This window comes from Streptomyces yamdrokensis (assembly GCF_053890455.1).
On sequence record NZ_CM132679.1, the window covers coordinates 3,159,291 to 3,184,070 of the forward strand.

Below are 24,780 nucleotides of genomic sequence, written 5' to 3' on the forward strand. Positions count from 1 at the left end.
AGTTCAGGGAGGGGAAATCCCGGAATGTCGTCACCAAGAAAACACCCGCGGGGCGCGCGGCACCCCCCGGCGCGCGTCATGAGTGGGCAAAACGCCGGAAAGGGCCGCCCGCACCACGGATGGCGGGCGGCCCTTTCGAGGAGCCGAAGACGGCCTGACCGATGGCCTGTCGCTCTCGGCGGGCGGACCAGGGGCACCGGACGGGCCGTCGGATCAGGCGGACCGCGGGCCGCCCGACCGGGCGCGGGCCCGGCGGAGCCCGCGGGTCGGGCGGCCCGCGGTCGGAGAGCCTGTCGTCAGGAGGCCTGTCGTCAGGAGGCCTTGGCCTTCTCGCTCTCGGCCTTCTCGGCCGGGACCTGCTTGGCGGCCGCGGGCAGCGGCGCCGGCTTCGCGGCCTCGTAGAACTCCTCGCGCGGGGACTGGATCGCACCCAGCGAGACGACCTCGCGCTTGAGGAACACGGCGAGCGTCCAGTCGGCGAAGACCCGGATCTTGCGGTTCCAGGTCGGCATCGCGAGGCCGTGGTAGCCACGGTGCATGTACCAGGCGAGACGGCCCTTGAGCTTGATCCTCATCTTGCCCATGACGATCATCGCGACGCCCTTGTGCAGGCCGAGGCCCGCCACCGCGCCCTTGTTGGCGTGGCTGTAGTCCTTCTGCGGGAAGCCCCGCATGCCGGAGACCACGTTGTCGCCGAGGACCTTGGCCTGGCGCAGCGCGTGCTGGGCGTTCGGCGGGCACCAGGCGTTCTCGTTGCCGGCCTTGCGGCCCACGAGGTCCGGCACCTGGGCGTTGTCGCCCGCGGCCCAGATGTAGTCGGTGCCGGTGACCTGGAGGGTCGGCCGGGTGTCGACGTGGCCGCGCGGGCCCAGCGGCAGGCCGAAGCGGGCCAGCGCCGGGTTCGGCTTGACGCCCGCCGTCCACACGATCGTGTGGGAGTCGACCTCGAGGCCGTTCTTCAGCACGACGTGGCCGTCGACGCAGGAGTCCATGGAGGTGGAGAGGTAGACCTCGACACCGCGGCTCTCGAGGTGCTCCTTGCCGTACGCGCCGAGCTTGGGACCCACCTCGGGGAGGATCTTGTCGGCGGCGTCGACGAGGATGAAGCGCATGTCCTCGCGGGAGACGTTCCTGTAGTACTTGGCCGCGTCCCGGGCCATGTCCTCGACCTCGCCGACGGTCTCCGCGCCCGCGAAGCCACCGCCGACGAAGACGAAGGTGAGCGCCTTGCGGCGGATCTCCTCGTCCGTGGTGGAGTCGGCCTTGTCGAGCTGCTCGAGGACGTGGTTGCGCAGGCCGATGGCCTCCTCGATGCCCTTCATGCCGATGCCCTGCTCGGCGAGGCCGGGGATCGGGAAGGTGCGGGAGACCGCGCCGAGCGCGATGACCAGGTAGTCGAAGGGCAGCTCGTAGGCCTCGCCGACGAGCGGCGCGACCGTGGCGACCTTGCGGTCCTGGTCGATGGTGGTGACCCGGCCGGTGAGAACCTCCGCCTTGGGGAGCACGCGTCGCAGGGGGACGACGACGTGCCGCGGGGAGATGTTGCCGGCGGCGGCTTCGGGGAGGAAGGGCTGGTAGGTCATGTACGACCGCGGGTCGACGACGGTGACGGTCGCCTCGCCGTAACGCATCTTCTTCTGGATGCGCCGAGCTGCGTACAGGCCTACGTACCCACCGCCTACTACGAGGATCCTGGGACGCTCCGTGGTGCTCATGCCATCGAGTATCCACCCGCCCCGGGGGGTGGGCTCGTGCGCCCCTTCACAAGCTCGGACAGTGGTCGTGTTACACTTCCCGGCTTTTGTGATCAAGCCCATGCCGGGATCCGGGAACCAGGACCATACGCGCCCCGTTGTCAATGCCGCGTGAGCTGCCTCTCTTCGCCCCCGAGGCCGCCGTGAGGCCCCGTACGGAGGGTCGGCGGCAGCCTCCCGCGAGACTCTCGCCCGCGCCTACTGAACACGTTCAAAGCAGCCCAGGGGGCTCGAAAGGGTCAACCGGACTCAGTTCTTCGGCCCACCGGGCCCATTTCCTTGTGAAGAACTTCACGAACTTTCCCGCCGACACCCCGTGGAAGGGCCCGACAGGCCCTTCCGATCACCGCTCAAAGTGTGTCCGCGCTGCTCAGCAGAGCGCTACGCGCCAGTGGCGAGGGACCAGGCGATCCCGTCCAGGATGTCGTGTTCGCTGACGACGACCTCCTTCGCGCCGATGCGTTCCATGAGGGAGAGCAGGACGAGGGCACCCGCTCCGATGACGTCGACCCGGCCCGGGTGCATGGAGGGGATCGCCGCGCGTTCCGCGTGGGTGGCGTGGAGCAGGCTGCCGGTGATCTCGCGGACGCGTTCCAGGGTGACCCGGGAGTGGTGGATCGCCGTCGAGTCGTACGCGGGGAGGTCCTGGGCGATCGCCGACACGGTCGTGACCGAACCGGCCAGGCCGACCAGGGTGCGGGCCTCGCGCAGCGGAACCGTCCGCTCGGCCTGGTCGAGGGCCGCCTCGATGTCGGCCCGCATCGCGGCGATCCGTTCCTCGGACGGCGGGTCCTGCACCGCCCCGTCCCGCAGCAGGTGCCGCTCGGTCATCCGTACGCAGCCCACGTCGACGGACCGGGCGGCCCGTACGCGGTCGTCGCCCACGACGAACTCGGTGGAGCCACCACCGATGTCCACGACCAGGAACGGGCGGCGCAGGTCCGCACGGCCCGTCAGTTCCTTGGTGGCACCGGTGAAGGAGAATTCGGCCTCCTGGTCGCCGGTGACGACCTCGGGCTCCACGCCGAGGATGTCCAGCACCCCGCGCACGAACTCGTCGCGGTTCTCGGCGTCGCGGGAGGCGGAGGTGGCGACGAAGCGGACACGCTGCGCGCCGTGCTCCTTGATGGCCCGGGCGTACGCGCGGCAGGCGGCGAACGTCCGCTCCAGCGCCTCGGGGGCGAGCCGGCCGGTGCGGTCGACGCCCTGGCCGAGCCGAACGATCGTCATGCGCCGGTCCAGGTCGACAAGTTCGCCCGTGAGCGGGTCGGCGTCGGCCACCAGGAGCCGGATCGAGTTGGTACCGCAGTCGATGGCGGCGACACGGGTCATCGGTCGTCCCCCTCGATCGGCTCGGCCGCGAAGCAGCCGCCGTCCGGGCTCTCCCCCCGGCGTCCCCCGTCGGCGGGCGGCTCGGCGACCGTCACGCACGGGCCCTTGCCCCACCACTGCGGCAGCATCGCGAGCGCCTCGTCGCCCAGCGGGTTGACGCCTGGGCCGGCGGCCAGCGAGTGGGCGACCAGGACGTGCAGGCACTTCACCCGGTCCGGCATCCCGCCGGCGCTCGGGAAGTTCTTCAGTTCCTCGATCTCGTCGCGGCGCCGGACGTAGTCCTCGTGCGCCGCGCGGTACGCGGCCGCCAGCACCGGGTCCGTCGCCAGCCGCTCCGTCATCTCCTTCATCACGCCGTTCGCCTCCAGTGTCCCGATCGCCGAGGCGGCCCGGGGGCAGGTGAGGTAGTACAGCGTCGGGAAGGGGGTGCCGTCGGGCAGCCTCGGCGCGGTCTCGACGACGTCCGGCTGCCCGCAGGGGCAGCGGTGCGCGATGGCGCGCAGCCCGCGCGGGGGCCGCCCGAGCTGCTGCTTGAACGCCTCGACGTCCGCGTCGGTCGGGTCGGTGCGCAAAGTCGTGGGCAGATCGAACAACGCCAGCGCGGAGCGCTGCCCTTGAGGGGTGGTGGCCGGGCGGCGGGCGGGAGTGTCCATATGCGTCTTTCTGCGGTGCCGGTGCTCTCTGCGGTGCTCGTGAGTAGTAAGGCTACGGTCCCGGTACCGGTCTCATCGCCCGGCCGCGTCGGGCTTCCCGGCCGCGTCGGACTTGTCGACGCCGTCCCAGACGTTCGCGTACCAGGGGCGGTCGGCCGATCCCCGGTCGGCGCGCGGCTGCTCGGCCGTGCCCGGGTCGATCACGATGTAGCCGGTCTCGCCGGGCATGACGTAGTGCAGCCGGGCTCGGACCTGCTGCTCGGCGTAGGCGTCGTCCTGCCAGCGCGCCTTCAGGTCGCGCAGCTGTTCGACCCGCTCCCTGGCCGCGTCCTGTTCCCGCTGGAGGTCGGCGATGTCGGCACGCTGGGACACGTACTGCCGCATGGGGTAGGCGAGGGCCACGATCATCGAGCAGACGACCAGGGCGAGCAGCGCGGCCCGGCCGGTCAGCCGGGAGCGGCGGGCCTGGCGCTTGGTCTGCGAGCGGTAGACCCGGGCGGCGGTCTGCTCGCCGATCAGCCGGATCCTGGTCGCGGTGGAGAACCGGTCCCGGTCCTTCACGGCCATCTCCCCGCCTCCCGTTCCCCTGTCATACGCGCGTACGTCCCCGGACACGGTACGGGACCGCGTCCGGGGACGTACGGACGACCGGCCAGGACACGACGACCTCGGTCGTCACCCGGCACGGGTCGTCGGGCCGGCAGACCGGCGGATCAGCCCTTGAACCGCGGGAAGGCGCTGCGGCCGGCGTACACCGCGGCGTCGTCGAGGATCTCCTCGATGCGCAGCAGCTGGTTGTACTTGGCGACGCGCTCGGAGCGGGCCGGGGCACCGGTCTTGATCTGGCCGCAGTTGGTGGCGACGGCCAGGTCGGCGATGGTGACGTCCTCGGTCTCGCCGGAACGGTGCGACATCATGCACTTGAAGCCGTTGCGCTGGGCCAGCTCGACGGCGTCCAGGGTCTCGGTCAGCGAACCGATCTGGTTCACCTTGACCAGCAGGGCGTTGGCCGCGCCCTCCTCGATGCCGCGGGCCAGCCGCTCCGGGTTGGTGACGAACAGGTCGTCGCCGACGATCTGGACCTTGTCGCCGAGCTTGTCGGTGAGGGCCTTCCAGCCCTCCCAGTCGTCCTCGAACAGCGGGTCCTCGATGGAGACCAGCGGGTACGCGGCGACCAGCTCGGCGTAGTACTCCGTCATCTCGGCGGCGGAGCGCTCCTTGCCCTCGAAGACGTACGTGCCGTCCTTGTAGAACTCGGAGGCGGCGACGTCGAGCGCGAGGGCGATCTGCTCGCCGGGGGTGTAACCGGCTTCCTTGATGGCCTCGAGGATGAGGTCGAGGGCCTCACGGTTGGAGCCGAGGTTCGGGGCGAAGCCGCCCTCGTCGCCGAGGCCGGTGGACAGGCCGCGGCCCTTCAGCACCTTCTTCAGCGTGTGGTAGACCTCGGTGCCCCAGCGCAGGGCCTCGGAGAAGGACTCCGCGCCGATCGGGGCGATCATGAACTCCTGGATGTCCACGTTGGAGTCCGCGTGCGAACCGCCGTTGAGGATGTTCATCATCGGCACCGGCAGCAGGTGCGCGTTGGGGCCGCCGAGGTAGCGGAAGAGGGGCAGGTCGCTGGCCTCGGAGGCGGCGTGGGCGACGGCCAGGGAGACGCCGAGGATGGCGTTGGCGCCGAGGGAGCCCTTGTTGTCGGTGGCGTCCAGGTCGAACATCGCCTGGTCGATCAGGCGCTGCTCGGTGGCGTCGTAGCCGACGAGCTCCGGGCCGATCTGCTCGATGACGGCCAGGACTGCCTTCTCGACACCCTTGCCCTGGTAACGGTCGGGGTCTCCGTCACGGAGTTCGATGGCCTCGAAGGCGCCGGTGGAGGCGCCGGACGGGACGGCGGCACGACCCGTGCTGCCGTCGTCGAGGCCGACCTCGACCTCGACCGTGGGGTTGCCTCGGGAGTCCAGGATTTCCCGGGCTACGACGACGTCGATGGACGGCACGAGCATCTCCTTCATGGATGTGACGTGGTTCAGCGGGGCCACGGGGCCCTGCGGACCCGAGCCTATCCGGCCCGGGGCGATCGGCCATCCGGTCGGCCGCTTCGCGGACAGAACCGAGAGTAAATTGTTTCCGAACGGAACAAAAAGGTTTCCGGGAAATCCGGGGACGGGGGGCCGGGGCCGGCCACGGAAAAGCCCCGCCCCGGCGCGTACGGGGGAGACGCGCCGGGGCGGGGCGGACCTTCGCGGGGACGGGGGCCCGGACCCGCGGCCGGCGTCCTACTTCAGGTGCAGCTGCTGGCCCGGGTAGATGAGGTCGGCGTCCTCGACGATGTCGTCGTTCAGCTTGAACAGCTTGCCCCAGCCGCCCTTGACCTCGTGCTCCGAGGCGATCGAGCTGAGGGTGTCGCCCTTGACGACCTTGTACTCGCCGTCGCCCTTCTCGACCTTCTCACCGGTCGGGGTGGTGACGGTCTTCCCGGCGGCCGGACGCTCGTCGGAGCGGGAGGCCTTCTGCTCGGCGGAACGCTCGGGAGCGGCCTCGGTGCTCTGCTCCTGGGGCTCCTGCTCCGGGGACTGCTGCTGGGAGCTCTGCGAGGAGCCGCCGTCCTGGCTGCCGGAGCCCTGGTTGCCCGAGCCCTCGGCGGAACCGCCACCGGTGTAGGCGGCGTTGGACAGGCCCTTGCCGCAGACCGGCCAGGCACCCTTGCCCTGGCCCGCGAGGACCTTCTCGGCGATCTCGATCTGCTGGGCCTTGCTGGCCTGGTCGGCGGTGGCGGCGTACTGCGTGCCGCCGTAGCCGGCCCAGGTGGAGGCGGAGAACTGCAGGCCGCCGTAGTAGCCGTTGCCGGTGTTGATCGACCAGTTGCCGCCGGACTCGCACTGGGCGACGGTGTCCCACTCGGCGGGAGTGGCGGCCGAGGCGCTGCCGGCCGCCATCAGCGGGGCGGCGACGGCGGCACCGGTGATGCCGGCGACGGCGATGGCACGGGTGGCCTTGGACGGACGACGGTGCTTGCCCTTGCTGGAAAACAGCATGGATGGATCCCCTCACCGACGCCTACGAGGTGAGCTGTCGGGTTCGGGCCGGTTGAGTTGCCCGGCCGCGTTCCCTTGCGGGACGCGGCTTCACCCCGAGCCGCATCCGGCGTACTTCACCGGATCCGGCGCCTACCTTGGGTCCCCCGCTCCTGCCTACGGCGCATGACGCGACGACTGTTCCCGTGCTGCCACTGGCAGGATTCGGCGTGGCGGCAGCCGGGGCCCGCGATGGCGAGCGATCACGACCGTAGGCACGCCCCCGGCGGATTATCAAAGACGATCAGGGCTTCTGAGACCTATCTCTCATCACCTTTAAAACGGACATTCGTTGCGAAACGTGACTCTCAACTTCCGCCGCCGACGCGCTTTTTCGCACGCCGGCCCGCCTGTCGCCCAATCGACGCACCGTCATCACCCGGCCGGCGCACGGCCGACGCCCGAGCGGCCGGCCGCCGCTGCGGGAATGTCGGCATTTACCCGATTCGAAACCAGATGCGAGTTCCTAGCCGAAAAGGGTGAGATTCGGGGCGTTCGCGCCCGCGGCTTCGTCGTCCCCGCCGTACTGGGCGAGCCATCCGCCGCCGAGCGCAAGGGAGTCGGAGGCGACCGAGGAGCCGCCCGCGGAGGCCGCGCCGGAGTCGCTCGACGGGGAGGAGCCGTCGAGGCCGCGCGTGAAGCCGAGACCGCCGCGCGAGGCGTGCCGGCCGGAGGATCCGGCGTCACGGTCCGCACGCGCCTCTTCCTCGGCGCTGGCGCCGCGGTGACGGCCGCCGCCGGAGTCCTCGCCGTCGGCCGATTCCGAAGCGTCGGCCTTCTGCCCCGACTTGTCCGAGTCGTCACCCTTGGCGGAGGAAGACGCGGAGGGGGAGGGAAAGGCGTCCGCCCCTCCTTCCTTCTTCCGGCCGTCCGCGGCGTCTTCGTCGCCCTCGTCGCCCTCGGCGTCCTTCGCGTCCTTCGCGTCCGACGAGGAGCCGGCGGACTGGGACGGCGACGGAGTGGCGGACCTTTCGGAGCCGGTCCCGCCCGACGAGTCGCCCTCCGCGCCGGTGTCGACGTCGAGCACGGACGAGTCCTGCTCCAGGCCCCCCAGCAGCCCGCAGGCTCTCCACACACCGACGCCCTGGTCGGCGAGGATCTTCTCGGCCACGGCTATCTGCTGGCCGCGGCTGGCCTGGTCGGCGCTGGCCGCGTAGTCGAGGCCGCCGTAGGCCTCCCAGTCCTCCTGGGTCAACTGCAGGCCGCCGTAGTAGCCGTTGCCGGAGTTCTGGCTCCAGGAGCCGCCCGACTCGCACTCGGCCACCCGGTCCCAGGTCGAGCCGTCGGCGGCACTGGCGGCGCCGGCCCCGAGGAGGGGGATCGCGATGGCCGAGCCGGTCACTCCGGCCGCGACGAGAAGAGCCGGAGCCTGGCGGGGCCGACGGTGACGACCGTTCCCGGAGAGCATGCGGAGACCTTTCGCAGGACAACAGTTGCTCGCACGGCGTTTCAAACCATGACGTTTGAAAAGCGGGACGCCGCGCTTGATGGGTGAACGTATAGGCAGTCGAACGTCTGTCACAAGTTCATGCCGCGCAGATCACACGAAGATCACGGAGTTGAGTGGGTGTCACCTTCACAGCCGTCCTGCCAACGGTCGACGGACCGTGTTCGAGGCGGCCCTGACGGTCACTTGCGTCGTGGCCGACGGATACGCCGAGGGCTTTTCCGGGGCACTTTCGAAGACCATCCGGGCATTTCGGAATGTGTCCCGGGCGCGTCGGCCCCGTTCCCAACATCACATCGGGGGCGGGGTGAATTTCACCGGCAGTGTGCGCAGTCCGCGCATGATGAGGCCGCCGCGCCAGCGCAGTCCGGCCGGATCCGCCGCGAGTTCGAGGTCCGGCAGCCGGGTCAGCAGCGTGGCGAGCGCGGTCTGGCCCTCCAGGCGGGCCAGTGGGGCGCCGAGGCAGTAGTGGATGCCGTGGCCGTACCCCAGATGCTGGTTGTCGCGCCGTGCGAGGTCGAGTGCGTCGGGGTCGGCGAACCGCTCCGGATCGCGGTCCGCGGCGGCCAGGACGACGAGGACCGGGTCGCCCGCGGAGATGTGCTGCCCGCCGAGGGTGAGCGCCTCGGTGGCGAACCGCCAGGTGGCCAGCTCCACGGGCCCGTCGTAGCGCAGGAGTTCCTCCACTCCGGTCTCCAGCAGCCCGCGCTCCCCGGCGGCGAGGGACTTCTGCAGGCGCTCGCGCTGCCCCGGGTGGGTGAGGAGGGCGTAGGTGCCGTTGCCGATGAGGTTGACGGTGGTCTCGAAGCCGGCGAACAGCAGGATGAACGCCATGGCGGCTGCCTCGTTCTCAGTGAGGTGCTCGCCGTGGTCGGAGGCGCGGATCAGGCCGGAGATGAGGTCCTCGCCGGGGGCGGGTTCGGCGGGCAGGGCCTCGCGCTTGCGGTGGATCAGGTCGGCCAGGTAGCCGCGCATCTTCTTCACCGACCGGGCGACACCGCCCCTGGGACCGCCCGCGTGCCGGATCATCATGCCCGCCCAGTCGCGGAAGTCGTCCTGGTCCTCCTCCGGAACGCCGAGCAGGTCGCAGATGGCGTAGATGGGGAGCGGGAAGGCGAAGTCGTGGATGAGGTCGGCTGAGCCGTCTTCCGCGAACCGGTCGATGAGCCCGTCGGTGAGCTCCTGCACCCGGGGCGCGAACTCGGCGACCCGGCGCGGTGTGAACGCCTTGCTGACCAGCCTGCGCAGCCGGGTGTGGTCCGGCGGGTCGATGTTGAGCAGATGCGTCATCAACTCGGCCTTGCGCTCACCGGGGATGCCGGTCCTGCCCTTGGCGTGGGCGGGCTCGTCGTGGTGCTCCGGGTTCTTCGAGAGGCGGGGGTCGGCGAGCGTCTGCTTGGCGTCGGCGTACCGGGTGACCAGCCAGGCCTCCACCCCGCTGGGCAGCCGCGTCCGGTGCACGGGCGCGTGCTCCCTCAGCCAGGCGTACGCGGGGTAGGGGTCGCTCGCGAACTCCCAGGTGAAGAGTTCGGGGGCGCCGTTCTCGGGCCGGGACTGAGGCTGGTGCTGGTCGGTCACCGTCCGACCGTATCCGGCGGCACGCGGGCGGGTACGCACTGCTCCCCCGGTGCCCTGCGGCACCGGAGGACCGCGCCCTACTCCCCCACGCCCTCGGCGGCCCGTATCGCGTCCCGGTAGGCCCGGGCGGCCGCGCGCAGCGCCGCTTCCGGGTCGACGCCCTCCGCCTCGGCCCGCGCCGCGAGGCCGAGCAGTTCGTAACCGATGCCCTCCGCCCGGGGCAGGGGGACGTCCAGGCCCGCCGTGCGGACGCGGGAGGCGAGTTTGGCGGCGAGGGCCAGTCCCGGCTGGCCGAGAGGAACGCCCTCGGTGACCGAGGTGCGCCGCTTCTCGACCGCCTTGGTGCGCAGCCAGTGCTCCTTGACCTCCTCGGGGGTGGTCGCCGTCTCGTCGCCGAAGACGTGGGGATGACGGTGGACGAGCTTGGCGACGATGCCGCCCGCCACGTCGTCGACGGAGAAGGGCTCCTCGGGGTGCTCCTCGGCTATCCGGGCGTGGAAGACGACCTGGAGGAGGACGTCGCCCAGTTCCTCGCGCAGTTCGTCCCGGTCGCCCTCCTCGATCGCCTCGACGAGTTCGTAGGCCTCCTCGATGCCGTACTTCGCCAGGCCCTTGTGGGTCTGCCGGGAGGACCAGGGGCACTCGGCGCGGATGCGGTCCATGACCTGGACGAGGTCGAGCAAGCGGGCGCCCGGCAGGTCGTAGGAGGCGGGGAGCAGTTCCAGTTCCGGCATCGGGACGCGGCCGGTGCCGGCGAGACGGGCCAGGCCGTCGGTCAGGGCGGGCTCGCCCTCGCCGGTCGCCACGACCACCACCGTGCGCCCGCCGGCGCAGGCGTCCACCAGTTCCCCGGCGGCCGGGGACGTCTCCTCGACCGGTATGCCCGCCTCCCGCAGATACGGCAGCTGCGGATGGGCACCGTCCGCGCACAGCACCGTGTCGGCCGCGCGCAGGGTCTGCCAGGCGGGCCAGGACAGCAGGCCGGGCGCGACGCGGTGGCTGGTGGTGAGCAGGACGATGCGGCCGGTCGGGGCCGCGGAGGGTGCCGCGGGGCTGGTTGCGTTCACGATCCGAAACTAACCCACGACGCCGTCGCCCCCCGAAGGTTGTCCACAGGGGGCCGGCGCGGTGTGACAGTACGCCCGGCTAGTCAGGCGACCGGCTGGGCTGCGGCCACCCCCGTGACGTCCCGTACCCACGGGGTCCCGGCGTCGACGCGGCTGCTCTTCTCGTCGTCCCAGGTGCCGTAGCGCGGGTTGAGGTCGACGTCGAGCTCCTTGCTCGCCTCGGACAGGGCCTGCCAGAACTCGGGCCTGCTGGTGTCGGTGCCGAGCCGCTGGGCGAGCTTCTGGGCCTGGAGCTGCAGGCGGAGGTTGTCGTCGAGCCGCTTTGGCGGGATGCCGTACTGCTGCAGCCAGGCGGTCTCCAGCGCTTCGGCCCCGCCGGCCTGTTCCTCCAGACCGGAGCGCATCCCCTGGACCTCCTTGGGGGTGACCGTCACACCGGCGTCGCGCGCGGCGCGCTCCAGCACCCGGTCCAGGACCATGCCCTGCAGGGTGTCGCGGGTGAGGCTGCCGGTGCGGGCGACGGCCTGCTCGTACTGGGCCTCGTCCGGCACCGCCTCCCGCTGGGCCGCGCGGATCTCGCCGACCCGGCTCTCCAGCTGCGACACCGTGATCCGCTGGCCGCCCACGACGGCCGCCGCCCCGGGACGGGCGTCGTTTCCGCAGGCGGTGAGCAGGGGGGCCGCCGCGGTGAGGGCGGCGGTGAGGAGGAGCGCGGTGCGGCGACGGCGGTGCAAGGAAACCTCCTGGGGAAGCTTGTGCGGCGGTGCACAAAGTCCTGCGGTGATCGATGGTAGGCAGCGGCCGGGCTCTGGCCAACCCATTCGACCAACGATTCACCAGGACTTTTGGCACCGCCGCGCGTCCACCGGCCCGCCGGGGTGACGGAAAAGGGCGTCCTGCCCCGCTATCCGCGCACCTGCCCCAGCCACTGCAGGGTCCGGCGGATCTCCTCGGCGAGCGGGTGGCCGGGGCCCTGGGAGCGCTCCACGTCGTGCAGCAGCCGGGCCAGGGTCTCGTGCGCGGCCGGGCGGTCGCCGAGGGCGAGCAGGAGGTGGCCGATGCGGCGGCGGACGTCATGGGCGAGCTGTGGATCGCCCGCGGCCACGTACCGGTTCTCGTAGTACGGCAGCAGCGCCCGGTACTCGGAGAGCGCCGCGGTCGGCTGGCCGAGCTGCTCCAGGCACTGGGCGGCCTCGTAGCGGTAACGCAGGGACTGCGGGTCGGCCTGGCCCGCCTCGGTGGCGCGTTCGTCGGCGAGGCGGCGCAGTTCGGGCAGCGCGCGCCGGTACTGGCCGTCGTCCAGAAGGGTGGCCGCGTACTGCTTGCGCAGGGTGCGGACGACCGGGGAGTGCTCGCCGTGCTGTTCGGCGGCGACGGGCAGGATGCCGCCGAGGATGTCCACGGCCTGGGTGATGCGGTTCTCGCCGAGCAGCCGCTTGACCTCGTCCACGGCCGCGGCGACGTCGGCCTTCTCCGCGACGGGCGCGGGTGGTGCGGCGGGGGCGGGCTGGGGCGCGGGGGTGCGCGCGCGGTCCGGCCAGGGAGCGTGCGGACGCAGGAAGGGGCGCGTGGGGTCGAGGGGCGCCCCGGTGGGTGTGCCCCTCGACGGCAGCAGCAGCGTCAGGTGCTCGTAGACCTCCTGCGCGGAGGCGGGGCGGTGCTGCGGGTCCTTGGCGAGCAGACGCAGGACCAGCGCCTCCAGTGCCTCGGGGACCTCCTGGCGGACCTGGCGTACCGGCCGCGGCGCCTCGTAGAGGTGCCGGTGCAGCACGCCGAGCGCCGTCGAGCCCGCGAAGGGCACGTCGCCGCTGAGCAGTTCGTGCAGCAGCACGCCGAGCGCGTACAGGTCCGTGTACGGGCCGACCACGCCGCCCATCGCCTGCTCCGGGGCCATGTAGGCGGGAGAGCCGATGGGCGAACCGGTGTGGGTCAGGCGCGTGGTGTCGCTGTCCATGACGGAGGCGACGCCCAGGTCGAGCACCGTGACCGTGCCGTCCTGCTTCACCATCACGTTGCGCGGTTTGAGGTCACGGTGGACGATCGGCACGGCGTGCACCGCGCTCAGCGCGGCACACAGCTGCGCGGCCACCGCCACCGCCCACTGCCACGGGTACGGGGCGTGCTCGGCGAGGTGGTCGCCGAGGTCGGCGCCGTCGACGTACTGCATGACGAGGAACAGTTCGTCGCCCTCGCTGCCCGCGTCGTGCACGGTGACCAGGCCGGGATGGTCGACCTGCGCGGTCACCCGGCACTCGCGCACGAAGCGGCGGCGCAGTTCGTCGGCCTCCTGGCCGGCCACCTTGTCCGGGCGCAGCAGTTTCACCGCGACCCGCCGGTCCAGCCGCTTGTCGTAGGCCGTCCAGACCTGTCCCATGCCGCCCTGTCCGATGAGCGTGGACAGTTCGTAGCGGCCGGCGACGACACGTCCCGCCGTCACACTCACCTGCCCCCTTGCTTGTTGCCGTCGCCCTGGCCGCCGTCGCTCCTGCGCAGGTAGTCGCTGAGCTCGTCGAGTTCGGCGCGCACCTGGTCGATCCGGGCCGGCCCGGGCTGCTGCGGCTGGGCCGAGGGTACGGGGGTGGAGGCCCCGTCGTGGTGCGGCACGGGCTGCTGGGACATCTGCGGGGGCGTGCCGGGCTGGGGCTGCGGCACCGGCGTGTGCGCGTACGGCGACGTGGGCTGCGGGTAGCCGTAGGGGGCGGGGGCGCCGCCGTGCGCGTGCATCGTCGTGGCGTGGGGCGACGGGATGCCGTGCCCCCCGTACTGGCGCAGTCGTTGGTGGTGGCGGATGTCCACGGTCAGGTAGTACGCGGCCGCGCCGGCGCCCAGGAACAGGAGACCGAAGAGGGCGACATCGGTCCGGGGGTCCGACTCCGGCAGCGAACCGATCACCATCAGCAGGAAGAGGGACAGCGGCAGGCTCACCCAGGCCATCAGCCAGTCGGGGAGGCGTCCCCTCAGGACCGCGACCCGGAACAGCGGCACGCAGGCCAGCAGTCCGCACGACAGGACGCCGGCGGTGGCGATCAGCACGCGCAGGGAGATGACCGTTGCCGTACTGCGCTGGGGCGGCGCCGCGCCGTGGCCGTACATGACTGCTCCTGGACCGGTGTAGCCGATGGGACGAGTGGTGCGAGTGGTGCGAGTGACACGCGTGGTACGGGTCGTGCGGGTGGTACGGGTGGGCGAAACCGCGCGAGCGGAAGGCGCCGGGAGGTCCGAGCGTATAGGCCGACGGGGACAACCGGTCCCGGTGTGTACCGAACCGTTGCCGTCGGGACGGTCAGCCGCCGCACTGCCGCAGCATCATCTCCTTGTCGGCGGCGGTCACCGGCATCTCGTACTTGACGGCGACCTGGGCGAAACGGACCGCGTACGCGCACCGGATCCGTTTGCTGGGCGGCAGCCAGGCCGCGGGCCCGGAGTCGCTCTTGGAGGAGTTGGCGCCGCCGTCGACCGGGATGAGGTTGAGGCTGTCGTTCGCCAGCTGTTCCCGTTTGTCCACGGACCAGCGGGAGGCACCCATCTGCCAGCTGTACGAGAGCGGCACCACGTGGTCTATCTGGACCTCGGTGGCCTTCGCCTTTTTCCAGGCGATGTCCTTGCCCGTGTACGGGTCGTACACGTCCGTCGAAACGACCACGCAGTCGGAACCAGTACGGAACTCGACGTTGCGCCCGTGGAGTTTCAGCAAGTCGTTCCGCGTGTCACAACCGTTGCGGGCGAACGGCACTCCGTCGGCCGTGTCCTTCCAGGCGTAGCCGAACTCGTCGCGGTCGTAACCGGTCTTCGGCCCGCGTCCCTTGGTCCGCACCGTCTCGATGAGTTCGCGCCCGTCGGCCCGGTCCGCCTCCCCGGTCAGCGGGGCGAGGCCCGGTTCGGTGCCGTCCGGGTTGTCCAGGGGGCTGACGGCGCGTCCGTCCGACGTCTGTGCCGCGCCGTTGCCCCCGCCCTCGGCGGAAGAACCGCTCCCCTCCTCCAGGACCTCGCAACCGGCGAGGAGCAGCACGGCGGCCAGCGCCGCCACCCCTGTACGTCCTGCCCCGCCCCGCGCCGCGCGCGCCGAGAACGTCGTCGAGTACCGCCCCATGGCGCACCACCCCTTTGTCCCTGTGCACCCGCCCCCGAACGGCCGGATCGCACCTGGTCCCACCGTAGCCAGAGAGAGGTCCAGACCACATCGACGCAAATTGGGCATTAGAGACATATTCCGCGTATGGTCGGTGCTGAGTCACCCGGGAAGGAGCTCCGGATGGGCATCTTCGACAAGTTCAAGAGCAGTCAGCCGGCGCAGGACAAGGCGAAGAAGGCCTCCGACGCCGCGGAGAAGAAGGTCAACGAGCGGACCGGCGGCAAGCACGAGGGCCAGGTCGACGCCGGACAGCGGCAGGCCGAGAAACGGTTCGGCATGCACCGGAACCGGGGCCGCCACGATCAGGCGTAGCCCCCGGGCCTCCTCGCCCAGTCGTCCGGCCTCACGTCACCGGAACCCGGCGTGAGGCCGGAACCGTGAACCGCCCGCGGACTCCCCTTCCCGTGGGCGGTTCCACGTGTCCGCCGTTTCCCGTGTCCACCGTTTCGCGTGTCCACCGTTTCGCGTGTCCGGGCCCCGGAACAGGGCGAGGCCGGTCACGACCCCAGGATCGATGTCAGGAACTCCCCGACCCACGCCAGCAGCTCCCGGCCGACCAACGGCTTCCCGCCCACCTTCGCGGTCTTCGGGCGGGGCACCAGCACCTGGTGCGCGGTCGGTTTGATGACCGTGCCCGGGTAGAGCCGCTTGAGACGGAGTTCCTGGGACTCGCGCAACTCCACCGGCGCGAACCGGATGTTGTTGCCCTGCAGGACGATCTCGCCGACACCGCACGCGCGGGCGAGCATGCGCAGCCCCGCCACCAGCAGCAGGTTCTCCACCGGCTCCGGCAACTTGCCGTAGCGGTCGACGAGTTCCTCACGCACCGCCGTGACGTCCTCCTCCTTGTCGGCGGCGGCGATCGCCCGGTACGCCTGCAGACGCAGCCGCTCGCCGGGCGCGTAGTCGTGCGGGACGTGCGCGTCGACGGGCAGCTCGATCTTGACCTCGAGCGGCGGCTCCTCCTGGATCCCGCCGGTCTCCAGCTGGCGCCGGTAGTCCGCGACGGCCTCGCCGACCATCCGGACGTACAGGTCGAAGCCGACGCCCGCGATGTGGCCCGACTGCTCGCCGCCGAGCAGGTTTCCGGCGCCGCGGATCTCCAGGTCCTTCATCGCCACGTACATGCCCGCGCCCATCTCGGTGTGCTGGGCGATCGTCGCGAGACGCTCGTGCGCGGTCTCCGTCAGCGGCTTCTCCGGCGGGTACAGGAAGTACGCGTAACCGCGCTCCCGCCCGCGGCCGACCCTGCCGCGCAGCTGGTGCAGCTGGCTCAGGCCGAAGTTGTCGCCGCGCTCCACGATCAGGGTGTTGGCGTTGGAGATGTCGATGCCGGACTCGACGATCGTCGTCGACACCAGCACGTCGAACTTCTTCTCCCAGAAGTCGACGACGACCTGCTCCAGCGCCGACTCCGACATCTGCCCGTGGGCGGTCGCGATGCGCGCCTCGGGCACGATCTCGCGCAGCCGGGCCGCCGCGCGGTCGATCGACTCGACCCGGTTGTGGATGTAGAAGACCTGCCCCTCGCGCAGCAGTTCACGGCGGACGGCCGCGCCGATCTGCCTCTGGTCGTACGGGCCGACGAAGGTGAGCACCGGATGGCGCTCCTCCGGCGGCGTGGTGATCGTCGACATCTCACGGATGCCGGTGACCGCCATCTCCAGGGTGCGCGGGATCGGGGTGGCGGACATGGTCAGCACGTCGACGTTGGCGCGCAGCTTCTTCAGCTGCTCCTTGTGCTCGACGCCGAACCGCTGCTCCTCGTCGACGACGACCAGGCCCAGGTCCTTGAACTTCGTCTCCGAGGAGAACAGCCGGTGGGTGCCGATGACGACGTCCACCGAGCCGTCCTTGAGCCCTTCGAGGACCGCCTTCGCCTCCGTGTCGCTCTGGAACCGGGACAGCGCCCGCACGTTCACCGGGAACTGCGCGTACCGGTCGCCGAACGTCCCGAAGTGCTGCTGCACCAGCAGCGTCGTGGGGACGAGGACGGCGACCTGCTTGCCGTCCTGCACGGCCTTGAACGCGGCCCGCACCGCGATCTCCGTCTTGCCGTAGCCGACGTCGCCGCAGATCAGCCGGTCCATGGGGACCGTCTTCTCCATGTCCTCCTTGACCTCGGCGATGGTGGTGAGCTGGTCGGGTGTCTCCACGTACGGGAAGGCGTCCTCCAGCTCGCGCTGCCAGGGCGTGTCGCCGCCGAAGGCGTGCCCGGGGGCCGCCATGCGCGCGCTGTACAGCTTGATCAGGTCGGCGGCGATCTCCTTGACGGCCTTCTTGGCGCGGGCCTTCGTCTTGGTCCAGTCGGCGCCGCCGAGCCGGTGCAGGGTGGGCGCCTCACCACCGACGTACTTGGTGATCTGCTCCAGCTGGTCGGTGGGAATGTAGAGGCGGTCACCGGGCTGGCCGCGCTTGGCGGGGGCGTACTCCACCACCAGGTACTCGCGGGTCGCGCCCTGCACGGTGCGCTGCACCATCTCGATGTAGCGGCCGACGCCGTGCTGCTCGTGGACGATGTGGTCGCCCGGTTCCAGGGTGAGCGGGTCGATGGTCTTGCGGCGCCGGGCCGGCATCCGGGCGCCCTCGCGGCCGGACGCCTTCTGGCCGGACAGGTCGGTCTCGGTGAGCACGGCCAGTTCGAGCACCGGGTCGACGAAGCCGTTGTCGATGGAGCCGCAGGCGACGTGGACGACGGCCGGGGCGATCTCGCCGAGCTCGCCCGTCCCCGCCTTCCCGTCCGCCGCCCCGGCCAGGCGGGCCGGGATGCCCTCGCCGCCCAGCACCTCCACGGTGCGGGCGGCCGGGCCGTGGCCCTCGGTGACGAACACCGTGCGCCAGCCGTCGGCCAGCCAGCCCTTGGTGTCGGCGAGCGCCCGCGCGGTGTCGCCCCGGTAGGACTCCGGGGCGCGCATGCCGAGCTTGAGGGTGTCCGAGCCCTCCGCCCCGCCGTCGGCCCCGTCGCCGTCGGATGCGAACGACTCGTCGGCGGCGAACGGCGACACCGACCACCACATCATCTCCAGCTCGCGGGCCCGCTCACGGACGTCCGCGATGGACCGCAGGGAGGCCGCGCCGACGTCGATCGGCGCCTCGCCGCCCCCGGCGGTGGCCGCCCAGGACGCCTGCAGGAACTCCTGCGAGGTCGCCACCAGGTCCGACGCGCGGGTGCGCACCCGCTCCGGGTCGCACACGACGCCCATGCTGCCCTCGGGCAGCACGTCGAGGAGCAGCTCCATGTCGTCGACCAGGACCGGCGCGAGGGACTCCATGCCCTCCACCGCGATCCCCTCGGCGATCTTCCCGAGCAGCTCGCCCAGCTCCGGGTGCCGCTCGGCCAGCACCCGCGCGCGCTCCCGGACGTCCTCGGTGAGCAGCAGCTCGCGGCAGGGCGGGGCCCACAGTCCGTGCTCGGCGACCTCCAGGGAGCGCTGGTCGGCGACCTTGAAGTAACGGATCTCCTCGACGTCGTCGCCCCAGAACTCCACCCGGAGGGGGTGCTCCTCGGTGGGCGGGAACACGTCGAGGATGCCGCCGCGTACGGCGAACTCGCCGCGCTTCTCGACCAGCTCCACACGCGCGTACGCGGCGGCGGCGAGCGCCTCGACCGTCTCGTTCAGGTCGGCGCTCCCTCCGGTCCGCAGCGCGACAGGCTCCAGCTCGCCCAGACCCTTGACCTGCGGCTGGAGCACGGACCGTACGGGCGCGACGACGACCGACACCGGGCCCGTCTCCGGGTCGTCGGCGCGGGGGTGCGCCAGCCGGCGCAGCACGGCCAGCCGACGTCCCACGGTGTCGCTGCGCGGGCTCAGCCGCTCGTGCGGCAGCGTCTCCCAGGACGGGTACTCCACGACCTCCTCCGGCGGGAGCATGGAGCGCAGGGCCGCCGCCAGGTCCTCGGCCTCCCGGCCGGTCGCCGTCACGGCCAGCACCGTACGGCCGGTCTCCCGGGCGAGGGCGGCGACCGCGAACGGACGGGCGGCGGAGGGGCCGACCAGGTCGACATGCATGCGGTTGCCGTCGGCGGCCGCCGAGATCGCTTCCGCGAGGGCGGTGTCCTTGACGACGGCGTCCAACAGACCGTGCAGGCTCATTCGGGGCGGCTTCCCTTACGGAGGTGTGCAACACGACGGGCCCGACACGCGCCGCGGGCCGGGGTCTCCAGCGTACGACGCCCGGGCCCGGCCACGCCGCCCCGTCCGTCGGCGGACGGAGGGCAAATGGACTGCGAACGGACTGCGAACGGGCGGCAGACGGACTGCGGACCGCGGACGGGCGGCCCCCGTCGAGCCGCCCGTGTCGTCACAACCAGTAGATCGTTGATCCCATCGTGGCTACGGAAAGTTACGGCGATGTGCTCTTCTCATCGGCACGCGACAACGAACAGACACGTCTGGACGGGCTCACCCGGGCCCTGGACCCTGTCTCCTTCCAGACCCTGCACGACCTCGGGGTCGGGCCCGGCTGGCGCTGCCTCGACGTCGGAGCGGGGACCGGTACCGTCAGCTCCTGGCTGAGCCGGACCGTCCACGGGCCGGTCACCGCGCTCGACCGCGACATCACGTTCCTGACCCGGAAGCGGTCGCACCTCGATGTCGTCCACGCCGACGTCAACGACACCGACTTCCCCCCGGGCGAGTTCGACCTCGTCCACGCCAGGCTGCTGGTGATGCACCTGCGGCAGCGGGAGGAACTGCTGCCCCGCATGCTGTCCTGGGTGCGGCCGGGCGGACTGCTGGTCCTCACCGACGGTGTCGCCCTGCACCCCGAGCAGTACCACCACCCCGCCTACCGCGAGGTGATGACGGGCCACTTCCGCATGATGGCGAACGTGATCGGCAGCGACCTCCACTTCGCCTCCCGGTACCCGCAGATCCTCACGGACCTCAAACTGGCCAAGGTCGGTCTGCTCGCACACCATCCGATCATCGGGATGAATCCGGGGTTCGGCACCTTCGTCGCGCACACGCTCGAGCAGTCCGAGAGCCACCTGCTCGCCGACGGGGTGCCCAAGGCCACACTGGACGAGGCCGTCGCCCACGTGCGCCGGCCCTCGACCCGGGAGATGTTCATCGCGATGCTGACGGCATGGGGCCGCAGACCGCACGAGGCCGCTCAGTAGGCCCGCACCGCCCTCGCGCACTCCTCCTGCGCTCCCGTGCTCCACCGCGCTCCGAAGCGAGTCCTCCCGCATTCAGCGAAAGCAGGCCGCGTATCAGATGACCACAGCTCCTCCTTACGCTCCGCCCCCCGGCCCCGCGCCCGGTCTCGACCGGCGCATCGCCGAGTTCGCCTCGGCCCGCACGCGCATGCTCCTGGCGAGCGACGGCCTGACGACCGTCCTGCTCGAAGCGGTGGTGAAGGCGCCCCTGCACGTCCGGATCACCCACACCGCCCGGCTGTCCGCGCACGCCCTCGACGACTCCGCCTCCCGGGTGGCGCTGGGGCTCGAGGCGGGCCGGCCGTGCCTGCTGCGCCGGACCCGGCTGGTCACGCCCGCCGGTGTGCCCGTCTCCGCCAACGTCGTGGTCGCCGCGGCGGGCCGCGACGCGGACGTGGACGCGGCGATGCTGGCCCCGCGGCCCCTGGGGTACGCGCTGGCCGGCCGGGGCAGACGGCTGGAGCGGCGACTGCTCCACGTCGGCCGTGCCGCCTGGCCCGAGGCACCGGACGAGACCTGCGCGTCGAAGACGTATGTGATGTGCGACGCGGACGGGCCGCTGGTCTTCGTACGGGAGACGTTCAATCCCTCCTGCTTCCCCGCCGGCACGGGCGGGGCGGCCACCGCGCCTGAGGCGTGCGCCGGCGCGTAGGGCCAGGGCCCGACGCCGTCGCCGCCACGTGGGCTCCGGCCGCCCTCGGCCCCCGCACGCGCGAAGCCGTCCGGCGCCGGCGGCCCTCCTGGGCTCCCCGGCGCCGGACGTTCCCCCGCAACCCCCGTGTGCGGTGGCCGGTCGCGATCGCGGCTACTCCGTGGCGATCGCGTTCAGGACGTTCATCCGGCCCGCCCGGAACGCCGGGACCAGGGCCGCGAACAGTCCCACGAACGCCGAGCCGATGAACACACCGATGATCGTCGGCCACGGGATCTCGAGGACCTTCAGGCCCTCCAGCGCGAGGAGCTGCTGGGCGGTGGCGCCCCAGCCCATGCCGAGCCCCAGGCCCAGCAGGGCACCGAAGAGGGCGATGACGACCGACTCCAGGCGGATCATGCGGCGCAGCTGGCGGCGTGAGAGGCCGATGGCCCGCATCAGGCCGATCTCCCTCGTCCGCTCGACCACCGACAGGGCCAGGGTGTTCACCACGCCCAGGATCGCGACGACGATCGCCAGGGCCAGCAGGCCGTAGATCATGTTCAGCAGCTGGCCGACCTGGTCCTTGAGCGCTTCCTTGTAGTCGGTCTGGTCGCGCACGGTGTACTGCGGGTAGTCGTGCAGCGAGTCCTTCAGCGCCGTGTACGCGGCCTCCTGCTGTCCCTCCTTCGCCGTGGCGAAGAGCAGCGTGTCCAGCGGCATCCGGTCGGCCGGGACGTACTTCGCGAGGGTGTCGATCGACGTGTACATCGCACCCGCGTCGACCACGGCCTCGTTGCTGGTGATCGCCCGGACGGTCAGCGTGCCGGTCTCCCCGTCCCTGAACGCGACGTCGATCGTCGAGCCGAGGCCGATGCCGTGGTCCTCGGCGAACTTCTCGTGGACGGACATCGAGTCGGGCCGGTAGGCGTCGGAGAGCTTCCCCTCCACCGTCTCGACCCGCAGGTCGGTGGCGTACGTCGGGTCGGCCGCCGTGATCGCCGTGTCCTCGAGCGTCCTGCCGTCGGGCGTGGTGAAGTCCGCCTCGGTCCACTTGTACTCGGTGACGCGCTCCAGCTCCGGGGTCTCCTGCACCGCCTTCACCGCCTGCGGGGTGAGCAGCTGGCCGCTGTCGGACTGGATGATGAAGTCCGTGCCGACGGTCTTGTCGAGCTCGTCGGTGGCGGAGGCCACCATGGACGAGCCGACCACCGACAGGCACGCCACCAGGGCCAGCCCGATCATCAGCGCGGCACCGGTGGCGCCGGTGCGGCGCGGGTTGCGCAGGGCGTTGCGCTCGGCCATCCGCCCCACGGGGCCGAAGACCCGCAGCACGACGACGCCCAGCACCCGGACCACACCGCCGGCGAGCAGCGGGCCGATGAGCACGAACCCGATCAGCGAGAGCACCACACCCAGGCCCAGCCACATCGAGCCCTCGGCGGCCTTGTCCGCCGCCGAGGCGAGGTACAGCGCGAGCGCGCCGACCGCGGTCAGGAGGGTGCCGATGCCGCCCCGGATCCAGCCGGCCCTGGCGTCCGCGGGGGCACCCGCGTCACGCAGCGCGGCCATCGGGGAGATCTTCCCGGCCCGCCGCGCGGGCAGGTATGCGGCCAGGACGGTGACGACGACACCGAGGAGCAGGCCGACAACCGGGGTCGTCCAGGCGACCGTGAGGTCGTCGGTGGACAGCTCCATGCCGACCGCGCCCATGAGCTTCATCAGCCCGACCGCGAGCCCGACGCCCGCGGCCACCCCGAGCACCGACCCGGCGACGCCGAGAAGCAGCGCCTCGATCAGCACCGAGCGGTTGACCTGCTTGCGGGAGGAGCCGATGGCCCGCATCAGGCCGATCTCCCGGGTGCGCTGGGCGACCAGCATGGAGAACGTGTTGATGATCAGGAAGATGCCGACGAGGAACGCGATCCCGGCGAAGCCGAGCATCGCGTACTTCATGACGCTCATGAAGCCCTCGACGTCCTGCTGGCCTGCCTCGACGCTCTCCTTGGCGGTCAGCACCTTGTAGTCGCCGCCCAGAGCGGCCACGACGTCCTTCTTCAGCCGGTCGTGGCTGACTCCGTCGGCGGCCGTGGCGTTGACGTTGGTGAAGACACCGCTCTCACCGATCAGGACCTGCTGGGCGGTCTTCGTGTCCAGGAAGAAGATCGCGGCACCGGGGTTGGTGACGGTGAAGTCGGTGATGCCGGAGATCTTCGCGGTGTGCGTGCCGACCACGTTGATGACACTGATCTCGTCACCGAGCTCCAGGCCGTGCTTGTCGGCGGTGTCGGCGTCCACCATGACCTGGCCGGGGCCCTCGGGCGCCGCACCGGAGGTGATCTTCATGGTGCGGGCGTCGTTGGCGGTCCAGTTGCCGACGATGGTCGGGCCGCCGCTGGTGGGCGAGAGGCTCTCCCTGTCGCCGTCGACGACGGTCAGCGCGGTGGAGTGCAACGCCCCCTCGGCCGACTTCACCCCGTCCACGTCCCGCACCCGGGCGAGCACGGACTCGGCGATGACCGGCGGCTTGCCGGTGTCGGAGGTGGTCTCGCCGCCGTCGGAGGCGTCCTTGGCGCTGACCGTGACGTCCGACGCCGTGGCCGCGAACAGCTTGTCGAACGTCGTCGACATCGTGTCCGTGAACACCAGTGTCCCGGACACGAACGCCACCGACAGCAGCACCGCCACCGCCGACAGCGCCATCCGCCCCTTGTGCGCGAGGAAGTTGCGCATCGAGGTCTTCAGCACAGTCATGACGTACGCCCCCGGGCGTCGAAGTCCTTCATGCGGTCCAGGACCTGCTCGGCCGTCGGCTTGTGCATCTCGTCGACTATGCGGCCGTCCGCGAGATACAGCACCCGGTCCGCGTAGGAGGCGGCGACCGGGTCGTGCGTGACCATCACGATGGTCTGGCCCAGGTCGTCGACCGAGCGGCGCAGGAAGCCGAGGACCTCGGCACCCGCGCGCGAGTCGAGGTTTCCGGTCGGCTCGTCACCGAAGATGATCTCCGGCCGGGCCGCCAGGGCCCGCGCCACCGCCACCCGCTGCTGCTGCCCGCCGGAGAGCTGAGTGGGCCGGTGCTTCAGCCGGTCGGACAGTCCGACGGTCTCCACCACCCGGTCCAGCCACGGCTGGTCCGGCTTGCGGCCGGCGATGTCCATGGGAAGCGTGATGTTCTCGATCGCGTTCAGCGTCGGCAGCAGGTTGAACGCCTGGAAGATGAACCCGATCCGGTCCCGGCGCAACCGCGTCAGCTTCTTGTCCTTCAGCCCGGTGATCTCCGTCTCGTCCAGGTGGATCTGCCCGCTGGTCACCGTGTCGAGCCCGGCCAGGCAGTGCATCAGCGTGGACTTGCCGGACCCCGACGGGCCCATGATCGCGGTGAACCGGCCGCGGGCGATGTCCACGTCCACGTGGTCCAGGGCGACGACGCGGGTCTCCCCGGACCCGTACGCCTTCACGACCTGCCGTGCCCGCGCGGCAACGGCCGTACGCCCACCAGTTCCGTGCTTGGGAATGGTCACAGCCGATGTCACGGTAAGTCTCCTATATCGGTCGGCAAGTGGGAAAGCGGTGCCCGCGCGACCGCCGTCATGCCCGACGGCCGCTCCGTGCGTGTTCGTTCGACGTGATTCAGTCTGGCGGCGGGGGAGTCGAAGCGCCCTGGTGCCCGGCGCAGTCTTCCTCTGGGGAAAACCCCACCCCCGGTGGTGTGCTCGCCGCCCCCCAGCGGCGTAAAGCCAGATTAAGGACCGGTCCCGCCCCGTCTCGTCCTCCGCCGGTACGAGCCCTCCCCGAGCCGTAGTACGGAGGTACCCCTAGGGGCTCTCCACCGGCAGGCGGAGCGCTTCTCGGGGTACCTCCTCCTGAGGTCCCGGCCAGCCTCCACCCTCACGCCACGTCAGGGTCAAGTACCGGGCCGGCGAACGGGGGCGGGAGAAGCGGCCGCGGGGC

19 protein-coding genes and 1 riboswitch are annotated in these 24,780 nt (G+C 71.4%); of the genes, 3 read left to right on the forward strand and 16 right to left on the reverse strand.

The window, feature by feature from the left end:
- Window positions 1–311: 311 nt before the first annotated feature.
- From ACWZEH_RS13670 to ACWZEH_RS13730, 13 genes are all read right to left on the reverse strand, one after another.
- Entirely contained in the window at window positions 312–1,715 is a 1,404-nt protein-coding gene (locus tag ACWZEH_RS13670; protein ID WP_456198474.1) for an NAD(P)/FAD-dependent oxidoreductase, read from the reverse strand.
- 420 nt (window positions 1,716–2,135) lie between these two features.
- The gene (locus ACWZEH_RS13675) at window positions 2,136–3,086 is read right to left on the reverse strand and encodes a Ppx/GppA phosphatase family protein (RefSeq protein WP_456198476.1); all 951 of its coding nucleotides are present in this window, start codon (window positions 3,084–3,086) and stop codon (window positions 2,136–2,138) included.
- Window positions 3,083–3,739 (reverse strand): DUF501 domain-containing protein, encoded by a 657-nt coding sequence (locus ACWZEH_RS13680; protein ID WP_456198478.1) that lies wholly within the window; start codon window positions 3,737–3,739, stop codon window positions 3,083–3,085. The genes ACWZEH_RS13675 and ACWZEH_RS13680 overlap by 4 nt, the downstream gene beginning before the upstream one ends.
- A 72-nt stretch (window positions 3,740–3,811) precedes the next feature.
- Window positions 3,812–4,306, reverse strand: coding sequence for an FtsB family cell division protein (locus tag ACWZEH_RS13685; RefSeq protein WP_456198479.1), 495 nt, complete (start codon window positions 4,304–4,306; stop codon window positions 3,812–3,814).
- Between the two features lie 146 nt (window positions 4,307–4,452).
- Window positions 4,453–5,733 carry a phosphopyruvate hydratase gene (eno, locus tag ACWZEH_RS13690; protein ID WP_456198480.1) on the reverse strand — a complete coding sequence of 427 codons (1,281 nt, stop codon included), beginning with the start codon at window positions 5,731–5,733 and terminating at the stop codon, window positions 4,453–4,455.
- Window positions 5,734–6,012: 279 nt separating this feature from the next.
- Complete coding sequence (locus ACWZEH_RS13695) at window positions 6,013–6,771, reverse strand: transglycosylase family protein (RefSeq protein WP_456198481.1); 759 nt, start codon at window positions 6,769–6,771, stop codon at window positions 6,013–6,015.
- Between the two features lie 4 nt (window positions 6,772–6,775).
- A riboswitch (cyclic di-AMP (ydaO/yuaA leader) is annotated at window positions 6,776–6,945 on the reverse strand.
- Between the two features lie 331 nt (window positions 6,946–7,276).
- Window positions 7,277–8,218 (reverse strand): transglycosylase family protein, encoded by a 942-nt coding sequence (locus ACWZEH_RS13700; protein WP_456198483.1) that lies wholly within the window; start codon window positions 8,216–8,218, stop codon window positions 7,277–7,279.
- A 330-nt stretch (window positions 8,219–8,548) separates the two neighbouring features.
- Window positions 8,549–9,835 carry a cytochrome P450 family protein gene (locus ACWZEH_RS13705; protein WP_456198485.1) on the reverse strand — a complete coding sequence of 429 codons (1,287 nt, stop codon included), beginning with the start codon at window positions 9,833–9,835 and terminating at the stop codon, window positions 8,549–8,551.
- A 77-nt stretch (window positions 9,836–9,912) separates the two neighbouring features.
- Complete coding sequence (locus ACWZEH_RS13710) at window positions 9,913–10,902, reverse strand: nucleoside triphosphate pyrophosphohydrolase (RefSeq protein WP_456198487.1); 990 nt, start codon at window positions 10,900–10,902, stop codon at window positions 9,913–9,915.
- An 83-nt stretch (window positions 10,903–10,985) separates the two neighbouring features.
- Complete coding sequence (locus ACWZEH_RS13715; RefSeq protein WP_456198488.1) at window positions 10,986–11,636, reverse strand: SurA N-terminal domain-containing protein; 651 nt, start codon at window positions 11,634–11,636, stop codon at window positions 10,986–10,988.
- 170 nt (window positions 11,637–11,806) lie between these two features.
- Window positions 11,807–13,303 carry a protein kinase domain-containing protein gene (locus ACWZEH_RS13720; RefSeq protein WP_456199591.1) on the reverse strand — a complete coding sequence of 499 codons (1,497 nt, stop codon included), beginning with the start codon at window positions 13,301–13,303 and terminating at the stop codon, window positions 11,807–11,809.
- Window positions 13,304–13,341: 38 nt separating this feature from the next.
- Window positions 13,342–13,995, reverse strand: a complete 654-nt coding sequence (locus ACWZEH_RS13725; protein WP_456198490.1) for a hypothetical protein — start codon at window positions 13,993–13,995, stop codon at window positions 13,342–13,344.
- A gap of 190 nt (window positions 13,996–14,185) precedes the next feature.
- Entirely contained in the window at window positions 14,186–14,992 is an 807-nt protein-coding gene (locus ACWZEH_RS13730; protein ID WP_456198492.1) for an HNH endonuclease family protein, read from the reverse strand.
- Between the two features lie 162 nt (window positions 14,993–15,154).
- Here ACWZEH_RS13730 and ACWZEH_RS13735 point away from each other — a divergent pair, with 162 nt between their 5' ends.
- Window positions 15,155–15,346 (forward strand): antitoxin, encoded by a 192-nt coding sequence (locus ACWZEH_RS13735; protein ID WP_456198494.1) that lies wholly within the window; start codon window positions 15,155–15,157, stop codon window positions 15,344–15,346.
- A gap of 185 nt (window positions 15,347–15,531) precedes the next feature.
- On the opposite strand, the gene mfd is transcribed toward ACWZEH_RS13735, so the two are convergent.
- Entirely contained in the window at window positions 15,532–19,128 is a 3,597-nt protein-coding gene (mfd, locus tag ACWZEH_RS13740) for a transcription-repair coupling factor (RefSeq protein ID WP_456198495.1), read from the reverse strand.
- Between the two features lie 236 nt (window positions 19,129–19,364).
- Between mfd and ACWZEH_RS13745 the strand changes: the two genes are divergently transcribed.
- Both ACWZEH_RS13745 and ACWZEH_RS13750 read left to right on the forward strand, forming a co-directional pair.
- Complete coding sequence (locus ACWZEH_RS13745; RefSeq protein WP_456198497.1) at window positions 19,365–20,156, forward strand: class I SAM-dependent methyltransferase; 792 nt, start codon at window positions 19,365–19,367, stop codon at window positions 20,154–20,156.
- 97 nt (window positions 20,157–20,253) lie between these two features.
- Window positions 20,254–20,847 (forward strand): hypothetical protein, encoded by a 594-nt coding sequence (locus tag ACWZEH_RS13750; RefSeq protein WP_456198498.1) that lies wholly within the window; start codon window positions 20,254–20,256, stop codon window positions 20,845–20,847.
- A 153-nt stretch (window positions 20,848–21,000) separates the two neighbouring features.
- Here the strand turns inward: ACWZEH_RS13750 and ACWZEH_RS13755 are convergent, their stop codons facing one another.
- On the reverse strand, window positions 21,001–23,580 hold the full coding sequence (locus tag ACWZEH_RS13755) for an ABC transporter permease (RefSeq protein WP_456198500.1): 2,580 nt from the start codon (window positions 23,578–23,580) through the stop codon (window positions 21,001–21,003).
- Window positions 23,577–24,362 (reverse strand): ABC transporter ATP-binding protein, encoded by a 786-nt coding sequence (locus tag ACWZEH_RS13760; protein WP_456198501.1) that lies wholly within the window; start codon window positions 24,360–24,362, stop codon window positions 23,577–23,579. Before ACWZEH_RS13760 ends, ACWZEH_RS13755 begins: the two co-directional genes overlap by 4 nt.
- Between the last annotated feature and the right edge of the window lie 418 nt (window positions 24,363–24,780).